We start from the raw sequence: 14,316 nt of genomic DNA on the forward strand, positions 1-14,316 counted from the left end.
GGCACCACGGGACCGCGTGGGCCCACCTCTGCTAGATTGGTCTATACCACATAGCCCATTCTTCAGAACGGCAGGCCCAGCGTGGAAGTTGTCATCGTCAAGGACGCCGCGGCAGGCGGCGAGCTCATCGCGGAGGCGATCGCCACCCTGGTGCGCCGCAAGCCCGAGGCGCTCCTCGGCGTGGCCACCGGCTCGACGCCGTTGCCCGTCTACGAGGCGTTGGCGGCAAAGGTCCGGGCCGGCGAGACGGACGCCTCGCGGGCGCGGATCTGCCAGCTCGACGAGTACGTGGGGCTGCCGGCCGGGCATCCGGAGTCGTACCGCTCGGTGGTGCTGCGCGAGGTGGTGGAGCCGCTGGGGCTCGACGAGGGCGCGTTCATGGGACCGGACGGCACGGCCGAGGACGTCCAGGCCGCGTGCGAGGCGTACGACCGCGCGCTCCGCGAGGCCGGTGGGGTGGACCTCCAGTTGCTGGGCATCGGCACCGACGGGCACATCGGCTTCAACGAGCCCTGTTCGTCGCTGGCTTCGCGTACCCGCATCAAGACCCTCACCCAGCAGACCCGGGAGGACAACGCCCGCTTCTTCGACAGCCTGGACGAGGTTCCGCACCACGTCATCACCCAGGGCATCGGCACCATCCTGGAGGCGCGGCACGTGGTGCTGCTCGCCACCGGCGAGGGCAAGGCCGATGCGGTGGCCCAGGCCGTCGAGGGGCCGGTGGCCGCGCTGGTGCCGGCCTCGGCGCTGCAGTTCCACCCGCACGCGACGGTGGTCGTCGACGAGGCCGCGGCGTCCAAGCTGAAGCTGGCCGAGTACTTCCGCGCGACCTACGCCGCCAAGCCGGAGTGGCAGGGCCTCTGACGGAACCGACCAGCGGCCCGAGGGCCCGCACCAGCACCGGGCCTGTAAAGGACTCCGGCGCCGGGGCGGGCCCTCGGTGCACTGCGGGAGGGGCAGCCGGGGTTGGGGCGGGAAGCCGGCGGTACGTCGCGGTGCGGCTGGTGGCTTGTGCTTCCCGGTGCGCTTCTGGGCACCGGGCGTCGGGCGGCCGGGGGGTGGTGTGCCCGTCGGGCCGAGGGCGGTGGGGTCGAAGCCGGCGGGGTGGTCTACGGGCGGCCCTCGTTGGGGAGTTGGGTGGATGACAGCCGGACCGGCTCGGCCCCTCAGCGCCCGCCCCGTCGCCCCCTCAGGCACGCCGCGCCGTTAAGGCCCCGGGCGCGCGCACCACCAACCCGTCAGGCCCGCCTCCCTGTTGGCGTCTCAGGCTCGGGTCCCCGCGGCGTCGCGACGCCCGGCACGCGCTCCCCACGCCTTAAGGGCGCGGGGACTTCGTGCGACGTTGCCGAACTCTCCCCGTGGCTCCGCCATGAAGGCATCCCGGCGCCTTGCGATCGCGCGCACCAGACGCCGCTCGCTCCTCCACGGGAATCCGTCAGAAGCGCCCTAGGCGCACCGGCCCATTACGCCCCCGAGCGCGCGTTCCGCCAACCCGTCAGCCCCTCAACCCCTCAACCCCTCAACCCCTCAACCCGTGGAGCACACCCGCACGTTGGCGTCTCAAGCGTCCGTGCCGGTTTCCCAAGGTCCCCGGCCCGTCAGGGCCTCCGTGGCCGCTTGGGCACAGGTGTGGGCGGCGCCGTGGGTGGCTATGTGGGGGGCGCCCTGGGGTGGGGCCTGGGGGACACCCATTTCGATGACGGCGGTCTGGGGGCGGGCGGTCAGCAGGGCGTGCAGGGTGTCGGCCATCCAGGGGTGACGGTGGAGGTCGCGGACGACGGCCACGACGGGGCGGTCGCCGGCGGCGGCGAGGAGGCCGTCGACGAGGGCTGCGGGGTCGGCCGCGGCGTCGGTGGCGGTGTAGGTGGCGGACGCGGTGCCGGGGAGGAGACGGGTGAGTTCGGCGGCGACGCCCCAGGGGGTCTCGTCGCCGACGGCGATGTTGGCGAGCGGGGTGAACGCGGCGACGTAGGCGGGGACGGTGAGCGGGCGGTGCGGGGTGACGGAGGTCAGCCGGACGGCGCGCCGGGCGGCGGTCAGGCCGATCCCGGGCGCGGGCGCGGCCCCCTCCCCCGCGCCCGCGACCCGGGTCCAGTGCGCCAGGGCACGCACCCGCGCCGCGGCGTCGGCGAGCCGCTCCTCGGGCAGTTCGCCCTCCCGGACGGCCCTGACCAGCGCGTCCCGCAGTCGGTCCACGGTGTCCTCGTCGGACAGTCCGCCGCCCACGCAGATCGCGTCGGCCCCGGCGGCGAGCGCCAGGACGGTGCCGCGCTCGATGCCGTAGGTGGCGGAGATGGCCCGCATCTCGATGCCGTCGGAGACGATCAGACCGTCGAAGCCGAGGCCGCCGGCGGCGACGGGGGCGCGCAGCAGTCCGTGCAGGGTGGCCGGGCTGAGCGTGGCGGGGCGTTCGGGGTCCAGCGCGGGGAGGAGGAGGTGGGCGGTCATCACGGCGCGGGTGCCGGCGGCCACCGCGGCGCGGAACGGGACCAGTTCGCGTTCCCGGAGCGTCGTCAGGTCGGCGGTGACGCGGGGCAGGTCGTGGTGCGAGTCGACGGCGGTGTCGCCGTGGCCGGGGAAGTGCTTGGCGCAGGCGGCGACGCCGGCGGACTGCAGCCCCTCGACGTAGGCGGCGGTGTGCCGGGCCACGAGGGCCGGGTCGGCGCCGAAGGAGCGGACGCCGATGACGGGGTTGGCGGGGTCGGAGTTGACGTCGGCGCAGGGGGCCCAGTTGAAGTTGACGCCGCAGTCGGCCAGTCGGCGGCCGAGCTCGCGGGCCACGTCGCGGGTCAGCGCGGTGTCGTCGACGGCGCCGAGGGCGAGGTTGCCGGGGAAGGAGGAGCCGCCGCGCACTTCGAGGCGGGTGACGTCACCGCCCTCCTCGTCGATGGCGATGAGGAGTTCGTCACGGGCGGCGCGCAATTGGCCGGTGAGCGCGGCGAGTTGTTCGGGTCCGTGCACGTTGCGGCCGAAGAGGGCGACGGAGACCAGGCCCTCGTCGAGGCGGCGCAGCAGCCAGTCCGGCGCGGTGGTGCCGGTGAAGCCGGGTTGGAGGACGGCGAGCGCGTCCCGGGTGAGGGTGTCGGCCGGGCGGAGAGCGGTGGCCATCGGTCATCCCTTCACGGCGCCGGAGGCGAGACCGCCGACCGCCTTGCGCTGGAGGAAGAGGAACAGGATCAGGACCGGCACGGCGAAGAGCGAGGCAGCGGCCATGGTGGCGCCCCAGTCGTCGCCGAACTGGGTCTGGAACTGGGAGAGCCAGAGCGGCAGGGTGCCGGCGCCGGGCTCCTTGTTGAGCACCAGGACCAGCGGGAACTCGTTCCAGGCGGTGATGAAGCCGAAGAGGGAGGTGGCCATCAGGCCGGGGGCCAGCAGCGGCAGGATGACCTTGACGAACGCCTGGCGGCGCGTGCAGCCGTCGACCATCGCGGACTCCTCCAACTCCCTGGGCACCGCGGCGACATAGCCGCGCAGCGTGAGGAGGGTGAAGGGGAGCACCATCAGCATGTAGAAGAAGGTGAGCGGCAGCAGGCTGTTGAGCAGGTCGGCGTCCCGGACGATCAGGTAGATCGAGATCACCATGACCTCCCAGGGCGCCATCTGGGCCACCATGAAGGTCAGCAGGATGCCCTTGCGTCCCTTGAAGCGCATCCGCGCGATGGCGAACGCGCCGCACAACGCGATGACCAGGGAGAGCCCGACGGCGAGCACGGTCACCACGATCGAATTGGTGGCCAGCTGCCAGAAGTTGGGCGCGTTCACCGCGGCCGCGAAGTGGCTGAGGGTGCCGTGGAGCGGGAACCACACGGGGTCCTCGCTGAGGATGTCCCCGGTCGGCTTGAAGGCCGTGGCGAACATCCAGTACACGGGGAAGACGAACAGCAGCGCGAGGACGGCGGCGGTCGCGTTGGGCCAGATCCGGCCGGCGAGTGAGCGCTTCACAGCGCGTCCTCCTCTTGCTTGAGCGTCAGGCGCAGGTAGTACGCGGTGAGGGCGAGCAGCACGACGATGGTCAGCACGGAGATCGCGGCGCCCATCCCGAAGTGGAGGTTGCCGACGCCCTCGGTGAAGGCGTAGATCGGCAGCGTCTCGGTGAGCCGGTCGGGGCCGCCCTGGTTGATCGCGAAGATCTGCGGGAACGCCTTGAAGACCCAGATGACTTCGAGGAACGTCGTGGCCAGGAAGAAGGGGCGCAGGAAGGGGAAGGTGACCGAGGTGAAGATCTTCCAGGTGCCGGCGCCGTCCATCCGGGCCGCCTCGTAGAGCTCCTTGGCGATGGTCGTGGTGGCCGCGTAGAGGTTGAGGGCCACGAAGGGCAGCGACTGCCAGACGATCAGCACGGTGATGACGAAGAAGGTGGAGAACTGGGTGCCGACCCAGTCGTAGTGCGCCATGGAGTGCCAACCGAGGTGCGCCAGCAGCCAGTTGACGACGCCGTAGCGGGAGTCGAAGAGCCACTGGAAGACGGTGGTGGCGGCGATCACCGGCATCGCCCAGGCCAGCACCAGCGCCGCGGACAGCACCAGCCGCATCTTCTTGCCGAGCCGGGCCAGCAGCAGCCCGAGCAGAGTGCCCAGCACCATGATCAGTACGACGTTGACGGCGGTGAAGGCGATGGTGCGGAGGGTGACCCGCCAGAACTGGTCGCTGCCCAGGACCTCTTGGTAGTTGCCCAGGCCCCGCCAGTCGGTGAGGTGCTGGATCAGCTCCTTCATGTTCAGGTTCTGGAAGGAGAGCACCAGGTTGCGGACGAGCGGCCAGCCCAGGAAGACCGCGGTGGCGAGCAGGGCCGGGAGCAGCAGGAGGTACGGCGCGCCGCGGGCCGCCCGCCGGCCGCCGGGGCCGCTCCGGCCGGGTGGCGCACCGCGCTTGCGGGTCCGCGGCGCGGTCCCCTCGGCCGCTTCGTCGAGCTGCACTGCCATGAGCTGTGGTCCCCTCGTTCCCGTGAATGCGCCTGGTGGTTCCGGTGGTTGCCGCCGCCGGCCCCACCGGGGTGCTCGGGGGGTCGGCGGCGGACGGGCGTACGGGCCGGGGGCGGCCGGCCCGTACGCGTCGGGGGTCGGCTACTGCTTGGCGAGCCGGGCGTTGATCTCGGACTCGATGTCCTTGGCCGCGTCGGTCGGGGCCTTACCGTTCAGGACCGCGGTCATGTAGTTCTTGATCGGGTTCGGCACGTTCTCGACCGCGGCCCACTGGGGGATCAACGGGGTGGTGCCGCCGGACTTCTCGGCGGCCGGGGCGGCGGCCGCGGCGGCCGGGTTGTCCTTGGCCGCGCTCGCCAGGGCCGGGGACTTGGGCGTCCAGCCGGACTCGCGCACCATCTGGGCGTCGTTCTCCTTGGAGAGCGCGACCCTGAGGAATTCCTTGGCGAGGTCCTGGTTCTTGCTCAGTCCGGCGACCGCGAAGTTGGAGCCGCCGAGGAAGACGCCCTCGGGCTTGTCGGCGGTCTCACCGGGAATGGTGAAGAAGCCGATGTCGTCCTTGATCTTCGGGTTCGCCTTGATGGCGGTGGCCGCCTCATAACCCATGGCGATGATGGCGCCGGTCTTTCCCTTGGCGAAGATCTCGGCCTGCTGCGGGGTGGCCTCGTCCTTGTTCTTGGGCGCGTTGCCGAACGCCTGGTACTGCTGGTAAATGTCCATGGCCTTGGCGACCTTGGGGTCGGCGATATTCGAAACCCACTTGTCGCCCGCCTTCTTCACCAGTTGCGCACCGGTGCCGATGGTCAGGCCGTCGAGGAAGTACCAGTTCTGGCCGGGCAGATAGAGCGGCTCGGCGTCGGTCTTCTTCTTGATGGTGTCGAAGTCGTGGAAGAGTTCGGCGCGGGTGGTGGGGTTCTTCTTGATCCCGGCCGCGGCCCAGATCTTCTTGTTGTACATCACCACGCGGTTGCCGGCGAACCACGGCAGCGCGTACTGCTTGCCGTCCGCCATGGCGGCCTTGTTGAAGGCGTCGTTCCAGTCGGCGCCGATCTCCTTCTTCAGGTCGCCGAGGTCGACCAGGGCACCGGCCTTGGCGTAGGCGGCGGTCTGGGTGTTGCCGATCTCGACCACGTCCGGCGGGGTGTCCTCGGACAACGCGGTGCTCAGCTTCTGCTGAATTCCGTTCCACTGCTGGACCTTGAATTCAACGGTGGCACCGGTCTTCTTCTTGAATTGCTCGGAGACCTGCTTGGTCCACTGCTCCGGATTCGATCCGGACATCACCCAGACCGTCAACTTCTGGCCTTTGAAGCCGTCGGCGCCCGCATTCTTGCCGCCGCTCGACCCACAGGCAGCGACGCTCACCAGCATTCCCGCGGCCGCGGTCGCCGCTATGAGCCCACGCTTCATTGCGCTCTCCCCCTCAAGGACGGGTGTGGCTTTAATGGTTTAGACCAGTTCTCGCAGCTTGGCCTAGACCTTTAGGGGTGTCAAGGGTGTATAAGAGTCGCTGTCAGGTCCGTTACCGGACCGACATCTGGGGCGGGCCGCGACCCGTGTGGACGCATGGGCATCCCGCCCGTGCCACGATGTGAGCCGCTACGTACGGAGGAGCCGGTGACGGCAGCACGACAGGCATCGGAGAGGCGGGTCATGGAGACCGACGCGGGCAGCGCCGAGAACGGTGGCGGGGGCGTGCGGTCCGCCCGGGTGCCCAAGTACTACCGCCTCAAGCGGCACTTGCTGGAGATCACCGAGACCCTGCCGCCCGGTACCCCGGTGCCGCCCGAGCGCACCCTCGCCGCCGAGTTCGACACCTCCCGCACCACCGTCCGCCAGGCCCTCCAGGAGCTCGTCGTCGAGGGCCGCCTGGAGCGCATCCAGGGCAAGGGCACCTTCGTCGCCAAGCCCAAGGTCTCCCAGGCGCTGCAACTGACCTCCTACACCGAGGACATGCGGGCCCAGGGCCTGGAGCCGACCTCCCAACTGCTGGACATCGGCTACGTCACCGCCGACGACCGGCTGGCCGGACTGCTGGACATCGCCCCCGGCGGCCGGGTGTTGCGCATCGAGCGGCTGCGGCTGGCCAGCGGCGAGCCGATGGCGATCGAGACCACCCACCTGTCCGCCAAGCGCTTCCCGGCGCTCCGCCGCAATCTGGTCAAGTACACCTCGCTCTACACCGCGTTGGCGGAGGTCTACGACGTCCGGCTGGCGGAGGCCGAGGAGACCATCGAGACCTCGCTGGCCACCCCGCGCGAGGCCGGGCTGCTGGGCACCGACGTCGGCCTGCCGATGCTGATGCTCTCCCGGCACTCGCTGGACGCCCGGGGGCAGCCGGTGGAGTGGGTGCGCTCGGTCTACCGCGGCGACCGCTACAAGTTCGTCGCCCGACTGCGGCGCCCGACGGACTGAAGGCCCGCGCCCCCAACTCCCTTACGGTCACCGCCGTGTACCGATATGCGGACGGCTAGTGACGCGCACCACGCCCCTGGAATAGATTTCCAGCCGACTGCACCGGAGTTCACCAGGGACGGGAGCCAACGGTCATGGCCGAGAACGCCGCACCACCGGACCGCAGACCGGTCGTCACCCCCACACGGGTGGTGGCCGGATTGTGCCTGCTCGCCCCGTTCGTCGCGATGCTGTGGGTGAGTTCGTACGCGCGGATCGAGCCGACGCTGATCGGGATCCCGTTCTTCTACTGGTACCAGATGGCCTGGGTGCTGATCTCGACGGGGCTGACGACCGTGGCCTACACGCTGGTCCGGCGCGAGCAGCGCGCCCGTAAGGGCGGTGCGGACCGATGACGAACCCGTCCACCGCGCTCGCCGCCGGCCCCCAGGGCGTCAACGGCGTGGCCCTCGCCGTCTTCGTCTTCTTCTTCCTCGCCGTCACGGTCATGGGCTTCCTGGCCGCGCGCTGGCGCCGCGCCGAGCAGTCCGCCAACCTCGACGAATGGGGCCTGGGCGGGCGCAGCTTCGGCACCTGGATCACCTGGTTCCTGCTCGGCGGCGACCTCTACACGGCGTACACCTTCGTGGCCGTCCCGGCGGCGATCTACTCGGCGGGCGCGGCCGGCTTCTTCGCCGTCCCGTACACCATCCTGGTCTACCCGCTGATCTTCACCTTCCTGCCCCGGCTGTGGTCGGTCTCGCATCGCCACGGCTACGTCACCACCTCCGACTTCGTCCGCGGGCGGTTCGGCTCCAAGGGGCTGTCGCTGGCCGTCGCACTGACCGGTCTGCTGGCCACGATGCCCTACATCGCGCTCCAACTCGTCGGCATCCAGGCCGTCCTGGACGTGATGGGGGTCGGCGGCGGGGAGCACGCCAACTGGTTCGTCAAGGACCTGCCGCTGCTGATCGCGTTCGCCGTGCTGGCCGCCTACACCTACTCCTCGGGCCTGCGGGCGCCGGCGCTGATCGCGTTCGTCAAGGACGGGCTGATCTACCTGGTCATCGCGGTGGCGATCATCTACATCCCGCTCAAACTGGGCGGCTTCGGCGAGATCTTCCACGCCGCCGGCAAGGCGCTCGCCCAGCCCGGGCCCACCGGCAAACCGCGCGGCGAACTGGCCAGCGGCCCCAACGCCCAGTGGGCGTACGCCACTTTGGCGCTCGGCTCGGCGCTGGCGCTGTTCATGTACCCGCACTCGATCACCGCCACGCTCTCCTCGCGCAGCCGCAACGTGATCCGCCGCAACACCACCATCCTCCCGATCTACTCGCTGATGCTGGGCTTCCTCGCGCTGCTCGGCTTCATGGCGCTCAAGGCCGGGACGGACACCCACGGCAACGCGCAGTTGGCGATCCCGCAGCTGTTCGCGGACATGTTCCCGAGCTGGTTCGCCGGGGTGGCGTTCGCCGCGATCGGCATCGGCGCGCTGGTGCCCGCCGCGATCATGTCGATCGCCGCCGCCAACCTCTTCACCCGGAACGTCTACAAGGACTTCCTGAGGCCCACCGCCACGCCCGAGCAGGAACACAAGGTGGCCAAGCTGGTCTCCCTCCTGGTCAAGGTCGGCGCCCTGATCTTCGTCCTGACCATGGACAAGACCGTCGCCATCAACTTCCAACTGCTGGGCGGCATCTGGATCCTCCAGACCATGCCGGCGCTGGTCGGCGGGCTGTTCACCCGCTGGTTCCACCGCTGGGCGCTGCTGGCCGGCTGGGCGGTCGGCATGCTCTACGGCACCCTGGCCGCGTACGGCGTGGCCAGCCCGACCCAGAAGCACTTCGGCGGCTCCAACGCGGAGATCCCCGGCATCGGCGAGATCGGCTACATCGGCCTCACCGCCTTCGTGCTCAACGTGGTGGTGACGGTCGCGCTCACCGTCGTCCTGAAGGCCCTCAAGGCCCCTGAGGGCGTCGACGAGACCGCCCCCGGCGACTACACCGCCGACGTCGGCGACGAGGGCGTCACGGCCGACCTCCCGCCGGCCACGGCGGGGGCACCGGGCGGGCACTGACCCCGAACTCCCCTACGGGCCGTCGGATATCCCCGGATACCCGGCGGCCCGCGGACATTCCGGAGATTCCCGCGGCGGGGGCGCCGCGCCCCTCGGCCGCCGGGAGTCGAGCGCCAGGCCCGCGGGCGGCGGGAGGTGCGGCCACGCGCCCTCCTCGCGGGCGCGTATCCGGGCGGTCTCCTCGACGTGCTCGGGGGGCGTGCGGGGCAGCCGGTCGGCGGGCGGGGTCATGGAACCTCCTCCTTCCGCGAATCGGGCGGAACGGGACGATCGGGGCCGCGCGACGAGAGCCGCGCGACAACTGCCTCCGACCATAGCGGCGGGCACTGACAGTCCCGCCGCGCGCCAACGCCCCTTCCCCGCAACGCGGTTACCCCCGTCACACTGACCCCATGGACATCACGATCAGGCCCATACGCCAGGCGGAGTTCGAGACGGTCGGGGAGTTGGTGGTGGAGGTGTATCTGGCCGACGGACTGCTGAGCGGGGCGGACGACCCGTACGCGGCGGTGCTGCGGCGGGTGGCGCACCGGGCCGAGCACGCCGAGGTGTTGGTGGCCGTGGACGGGAAGAACGGGGCGGGCGGCGCGGTTGTGGGTGCTGTGACATTCGCCGCGTACGGCAGTCCGTACGCGGAGTTGGCCGGGCCCGGCGAGGGCGAGTTCCGGATGCTGGCGGTCCGCGACGAAGGGCGCGGTCGCGGCGTCGGTGAGGCGTTGGTCCGGGCCTGCCTTGAGCGGGCCCGGGGGCTCGGGCTGCGCGCCATGGTGCTGTCGAGCCAGCGGCACCTGCTGTCGGCGCACCGGCTCTACCGGCGGCTGGGGTTCGCGCGGGCGGCCGGGCGGGACTGGGATCCGGTGCCGGGCCTGCGACTCTGGGCGTTTGCTCGGGAGCTGGCCTGACGGCTGGTTTCCGGCCCCGCACGGGCGGTGCGGCCGTTCGCACACGCGTAGGGACGACATGAGGTGCGACACAAGATGTGGGGGTGCGTGCGGGGAGCAACACAAGATGTATGCTCTTCCTCGCTGTCGTCGCAGGGGAATCCGGTGCGAATCCGGAACTGTCCCGCAACGGTATGAGGGCGCAGGATACGGCCAGTTTCTGGGGGTCTTACGCGCTCACGAGTCCGAAGACCTGCCGATGGTACGTCCGCACCGCCACTGGTGCGGCGTCGAGACGTCCGGGCCCCGAGGGATGGGTTGGTGGACGGAGCGCGGCCGGCCCCGCGCACCCCCGGTTCGCCGCGGGTGCCCCCCTTGCCCGCCCGCGCGCCGCCCCTGCTGCACCCTCCGGCCCCCGCCGAGTGAGGGAGAGCATCAGGTGACCATCGCGCCAACGGAGCCCGCGTCAGACGCCGAGGTCGTGCCGCCCGCGGTGGCCGCGCCTCCCGTGGCCGAAGACGGCCCGGGTGTCGCCCTGCTGCGCACGCTGACCGAGCTGACCGCGGACCTGACCGCCACCGACCCGGGCAAGGTGGCCGCCGCCGCGCTCCGCGGCCGGCACCCCGGCTCCGACGAGGCCGAGTTGCGGTCCCTGGCCACCGAGGCCGCGGCCGGGCTGATCGGCGACGAGCCGCAGTACTCCAAGCTGGCCGCGCGCCTGCTCACCCTCGCCATCGCCGAGGAGGCCGCCGGCCAGGGCGCCACGTCCTTCTCCGCCTCGATCGCGGTCGGCCACCGGGAGGGACTGATCGCGGACGCCACCGCGGAGTTCGTCGCCGCGCACGCCGAGCGGCTGGACGCCCTGGTGGACGGGGCGTTGGCCGACGGCGCGGACGACCGCTTCGGGTACTTCGGGCTGCGCACCCTCCAGTCGCGCTACCTGCTGCGCCACCCCACCACCCGCAGCGTGGTCGAGACCCCCCAGCACTTCCTGCTGCGGGTGGCCTGCGGCCTGGCCGAGGACGCCTCCGAGCGGGCGCTGGCGGACGTCGCCGAGCTGTACCGGATGACCAGCACGCTCTCCTACCTGCCGTCCTCCCCCACCCTGTTCAACTCCGGCACCCGGCACCCGCAGATGTCCTCCTGCTACCTGCTGGACTCCCCGCTGGACGAGCTGGACTCCATCTACGACCGCTACCACCAGGTGGCCCGGCTCTCCAAGCACGCCGGCGGCATCGGGCTGTCGTACTCCCGGATCCGCGCCCGCGGTTCGCTGATCCGCGGCACCAACGGGCACTCCAACGGCATCGTGCCGTTCCTGCGCACCCTGGACGCGTCGGTCGCGGCGGTCAACCAGGGCGGTCGCCGCAAGGGCGCGGCCTGCGTCTACCTGGAGTCCTGGCACGCCGACATCGAGGAGTTCCTGGAGCTGCGGGACAACACCGGCGAGGAGGCCCGCCGGACCCACAACCTCAACATCGCGCACTGGATCCCGGACGAGTTCATGCGCCGGGTCGAGGCGGACGCGGACTGGTCGCTGTTCTCCCCCTCGGACGTGCCCGAGCTGGTCGACCTGTGGGGCGACGAGTTCGACGCCGCCTACCGGGCCGCGGAGGCCGCGGGCAAGGCCCTCAAGCAGGTGCCGGCCCGGGTGCTGTACTCCCGGATGATGCGCACCCTGGCGCAGACCGGCAACGGCTGGATGACGTTCAAGGACGCCGCCAACCGCACCGCCAACCAGACCGCCGAGCCCGGCCGGGTCGTGCACTCCTCCAACCTGTGCACCGAGATCCTGGAGGTGACCGACGACGGCGAGACCGCGGTCTGCAACCTGGGGTCGGTCAACCTCGCGGCCCACCTGGGCGAGGACGGCCAGATGGACTGGGAGCGGCTGGACGCCACCGTCCGCACCGCCGTGACCTTCCTCGACCGGGTCGTGGACATCAACTTCTACCCGACCGAGCAGGCCGCCGCCTCCAACTCCCGCTGGCGGCCGGTCGGTCTGGGCCTGATGGGCCTCCAGGACGTCTTCTTCCGGCTGCGGCTGCCGTTCGACTCGGCCGAGGCCCGGGAGCTGTCGACCCGTATCTCCGAGCGGATCATGCTCGCCGCCTACGAGGCGTCCGCCGACCTCGCCGAGCGGCACGGCGCGCACCCGAACTGGGCCGCGACCCGGACCGCCCGCGGGGTGCTGCACCCGGACCACTACCCGAACGCCGAGGTGCGCTGGGCGGACCGCTGGGCGGCGCTGCGCGCCCGGATCGCGAAGACCGGCATGCGCAACTCGCTGCTGCTGGCGATCGCGCCGACCGCCACCATCGCCTCGATCGCCGGCGTCTACGAGTGCATCGAGCCGCAGGTCTCCAACCTCTTCAAGCGCGAGACGCTCTCCGGCGAGTTCCTCCAGGTCAACACGTACCTGATCGGGGAGCTCAAGGAGCTGGGCCTGTGGGACGCGCGGACCCGGGACGCGCTGCGCGAGGCCAACGGCTCGGTCCAGGAGCTGTCCTGGATCCCCGCGGACGTCCGGAACCGCTACCGCACCGCCTGGGAGATCCCCCAGCGCGCCCTGATCGACATGGCCGCGGACCGCACGCCCTACCTGGACCAGAGCCAGTCGCTCAACCTCTTCATGGCGTCGCCGACCATCGGCAAGCTCAGCTCGATGTACGCGTACGCCTGGAAGCGCGGGATCAAGACCACGTACTACCTGCGCTCCCGGCCGGCCACCCGGATCGCCCAGTCCGCCCGCGCCGCCACCATCCCCGCCCAACTGCCGGTGACCGACCCCGAGGCGGTCGCCTGCTCCCTGGAAAACCCCGAGTCCTGCGAGGCCTGCCAGTAATGACCACCGCACCCGAGAAGAACGCAGCAGCGACCCACACCGCCACCACGGGGACGAAGAACCTCCTCGACCCGGGCTTCGAGCTGACCCTGCGCCCCATGCGGTACCCGGACTTCTACGACCGGTACCGGGACGCGATCAAGAACACCTGGACCGTGGAGGAGGTCGACCTCCACTCGGACGTGGCCGACCTCGCCAAGCTCTCCCCCGGCGAGCAGCACCTCATCGGCCGCCTGGTGGCCTTCTTCGCCACCGGCGACTCGATCGTCTCCAACAACCTGGTGCTGACGCTCTACAAGCACATCAACTCCCCCGAGGCGCGGCTGTACTTGAGCCGTCAGCTCTTCGAGGAGGCGGTGCACGTCCAGTTCTACCTGACGCTGCTGGACACCTACCTCCCCGACCCCGAGGACCGGGCCGCCGCCTTCGCCGCGGTGGAGAACATCCCGTCCATCCGGGAGAAGGCCCAGTTCTGCTTCAAGTGGATGGACCACGTCGAGGAGATCGGGCAGCTGGAGACGAAGGCCGACCGCCGTCGCTTCCTGCTCAACCTGATCTGCTTCGCGGCCTGCATCGAGGGCCTGTTCTTCTACGGCGCGTTCGCCTACGTCTACTGGTTCCGGTCGCGGGGCCTGCTGCACGGCCTGGCCACCGGCACCAACTGGGTGTTCCGCGACGAGTCCATGCACATGGACTTCGCGTTCTCCGTGGTGGACACGGTCCGCCAGGAGGAGCCCGACCTCTTCGACGACAAGTTGGAGCAGGAGGTCACCGACATGCTCAAGGAGGCCGTCGAGGCCGAGCTCCAGTTCGCCCGCGACCTGTGCGGCGAGGGTCTGCCGGGGATGAACACCGCGTCGATGCGCGAATACCTTGAGTGCGTCGCCGACCAGCGCCTGCGCCGCCTGGGCTTCCCGGCCATCTACGGCTCGGAGAACCCGTTCTCCTTCATGGAGCTGCAGAACGTCCAGGAGCTGACCAACTTCTTCGAGCGGCGCGCCTCGGCCTACCAGGTCGCCGTCGAGGGCTCGGTCTCGTTCGACGACGAGTTCTGATCCCGCGTCGGGTTCTGCTCCCGATCGACCGGACCGACGGCCGGACGGCGGCCTGCCCCGCCGTCCGGCCGTCCCGTCTTCCTCCGGCCGCCCGCCGAATGTGAGCGTTCGATTAGCGGGCGGCCGGAGCGGCAACCGGAGT

General features: G+C 70.8%; 12 protein-coding genes and 1 riboswitch. Of the genes, 7 read left to right on the top strand and 5 right to left on the bottom strand.

Annotated features, from left to right (window positions below; translation table 11 throughout):
• The first annotated feature begins 81 nt into the window (after positions 1-81).
• A complete protein-coding gene (gene nagB / locus ACIQU6_RS02760; protein WP_403479816.1) occupies positions 82-864 on the top strand; it encodes a glucosamine-6-phosphate deaminase in 783 nt (260 codons plus the stop codon).
• 696 nt (positions 865-1,560) lie between these two features.
• Here the strand turns inward: nagB and ACIQU6_RS02765 are convergent.
• The 4 genes from ACIQU6_RS02765 to ACIQU6_RS02780 all read right to left on the bottom strand — a co-directional run bounded on the left by ACIQU6_RS02765 (position 1,561) and on the right by ACIQU6_RS02780 (position 6,332).
• A complete protein-coding gene (locus ACIQU6_RS02765; protein ID WP_403479817.1) occupies positions 1,561-3,108 on the bottom strand; it encodes a glycoside hydrolase family 3 protein in 1,548 nt (515 codons plus the stop codon).
• A 3-nt stretch (positions 3,109-3,111) separates the two neighbouring features.
• On the bottom strand, positions 3,112-3,942 hold the full coding sequence (locus ACIQU6_RS02770) for a carbohydrate ABC transporter permease (protein ID WP_403479818.1): 831 nt from the start codon (positions 3,940-3,942) through the stop codon (positions 3,112-3,114).
• Positions 3,939-4,922, bottom strand: coding sequence for a carbohydrate ABC transporter permease (locus tag ACIQU6_RS02775; RefSeq protein ID WP_403479819.1), 984 nt, complete (start codon positions 4,920-4,922; stop codon positions 3,939-3,941). The genes ACIQU6_RS02770 and ACIQU6_RS02775 overlap by 4 nt, the downstream gene beginning before the upstream one ends.
• 141 nt (positions 4,923-5,063) lie before the next feature.
• A complete protein-coding gene (locus ACIQU6_RS02780) occupies positions 5,064-6,332 on the bottom strand; it encodes an extracellular solute-binding protein (RefSeq protein WP_403479820.1) in 1,269 nt (422 codons plus the stop codon).
• A 243-nt stretch (positions 6,333-6,575) separates the two neighbouring features.
• Here ACIQU6_RS02780 and ACIQU6_RS02785 point away from each other — a divergent pair, with 243 nt between their 5' ends.
• From ACIQU6_RS02785 to mctP, 3 genes are all read left to right on the top strand, one after another.
• Positions 6,576-7,337, top strand: a complete 762-nt coding sequence (locus ACIQU6_RS02785; RefSeq protein WP_274919017.1) for a GntR family transcriptional regulator — start codon at positions 6,576-6,578, stop codon at positions 7,335-7,337.
• Between the two features lie 134 nt (positions 7,338-7,471).
• Entirely contained in the window at positions 7,472-7,732 is a 261-nt protein-coding gene (locus ACIQU6_RS02790) for a DUF3311 domain-containing protein (protein WP_403479821.1), read from the top strand.
• Complete coding sequence (gene mctP, locus ACIQU6_RS02795; protein WP_403479822.1) at positions 7,729-9,393, top strand: monocarboxylate uptake permease MctP; 1,665 nt, start codon at positions 7,729-7,731, stop codon at positions 9,391-9,393. The genes ACIQU6_RS02790 and mctP overlap by 4 nt, the downstream gene beginning before the upstream one ends.
• A gap of 12 nt (positions 9,394-9,405) precedes the next feature.
• Here the strand turns inward: mctP and ACIQU6_RS02800 are convergent, their stop codons facing one another.
• Positions 9,406-9,624 carry a hypothetical protein gene (locus ACIQU6_RS02800; protein ID WP_403479823.1) on the bottom strand — a complete coding sequence of 73 codons (219 nt, stop codon included), beginning with the start codon at positions 9,622-9,624 and terminating at the stop codon, positions 9,406-9,408.
• A 161-nt stretch (positions 9,625-9,785) separates the two neighbouring features.
• On the opposite strand from ACIQU6_RS02800, the gene ACIQU6_RS02805 reads away from it, so the two are divergent.
• The 3 genes from ACIQU6_RS02805 to ACIQU6_RS02815 all read left to right on the top strand — a co-directional run bounded on the left by ACIQU6_RS02805 (position 9,786) and on the right by ACIQU6_RS02815 (position 14,174).
• Positions 9,786-10,295 carry a GNAT family N-acetyltransferase gene (locus tag ACIQU6_RS02805; protein WP_403479824.1) on the top strand — a complete coding sequence of 170 codons (510 nt, stop codon included), beginning with the start codon at positions 9,786-9,788 and terminating at the stop codon, positions 10,293-10,295.
• A 135-nt stretch (positions 10,296-10,430) separates the two neighbouring features.
• Positions 10,431-10,528, top strand: a riboswitch (cobalamin riboswitch).
• Positions 10,529-10,713: 185 nt separating this feature from the next.
• Complete coding sequence (locus ACIQU6_RS02810) at positions 10,714-13,119, top strand: ribonucleoside-diphosphate reductase subunit alpha (RefSeq protein ID WP_403479825.1); 2,406 nt, start codon at positions 10,714-10,716, stop codon at positions 13,117-13,119.
• The gene (locus ACIQU6_RS02815) at positions 13,119-14,174 is read left to right on the top strand and encodes a ribonucleotide-diphosphate reductase subunit beta (protein ID WP_403479826.1); all 1,056 of its coding nucleotides are present in this window, start codon (positions 13,119-13,121) and stop codon (positions 14,172-14,174) included. The genes ACIQU6_RS02810 and ACIQU6_RS02815 overlap by 1 nt, the downstream gene beginning before the upstream one ends.
• Positions 14,175-14,316 lie beyond the last annotated feature (142 nt).

It is taken from the genome of Streptomyces sp. NPDC090442 (assembly GCF_044769405.1).
In the GTDB taxonomy this organism is placed as follows: domain Bacteria; phylum Actinomycetota; class Actinomycetes; order Streptomycetales; family Streptomycetaceae; genus Streptomyces.

What these genes read in the sequence shown, in the direction of transcription:
- ACIQU6_RS02800 (WP_403479823.1), bottom strand. Translation starts at nt 9,624, where the DNA reads ATGACCCCGCCCGCCGACCGGCTGCCCCGCACGCCCCCCGAGCACGTC.
- ACIQU6_RS02765 (WP_403479817.1), bottom strand. Translation starts at nt 3,108, where the DNA reads ATGGCCACCGCTCTCCGCCCGGCCGACACCCTCACCCGGGACGCGCTC.
- ACIQU6_RS02815 (WP_403479826.1), top strand. Translation starts at nt 13,119, where the DNA reads ATGACCACCGCACCCGAGAAGAACGCAGCAGCGACCCACACCGCCACC.
- ACIQU6_RS02790 (WP_403479821.1), top strand. Translation starts at nt 7,472, where the DNA reads ATGGCCGAGAACGCCGCACCACCGGACCGCAGACCGGTCGTCACCCCC.
- mctP (WP_403479822.1), top strand. Translation starts at nt 7,729, where the DNA reads ATGACGAACCCGTCCACCGCGCTCGCCGCCGGCCCCCAGGGCGTCAAC.
- ACIQU6_RS02805 (WP_403479824.1), top strand. Translation starts at nt 9,786, where the DNA reads ATGGACATCACGATCAGGCCCATACGCCAGGCGGAGTTCGAGACGGTC.
- ACIQU6_RS02775 (WP_403479819.1), bottom strand. Translation starts at nt 4,922, where the DNA reads ATGGCAGTGCAGCTCGACGAAGCGGCCGAGGGGACCGCGCCGCGGACC.
- ACIQU6_RS02780 (WP_403479820.1), bottom strand. Translation starts at nt 6,332, where the DNA reads ATGAAGCGTGGGCTCATAGCGGCGACCGCGGCCGCGGGAATGCTGGTG.
- ACIQU6_RS02785 (WP_274919017.1), top strand. Translation starts at nt 6,576, where the DNA reads ATGGAGACCGACGCGGGCAGCGCCGAGAACGGTGGCGGGGGCGTGCGG.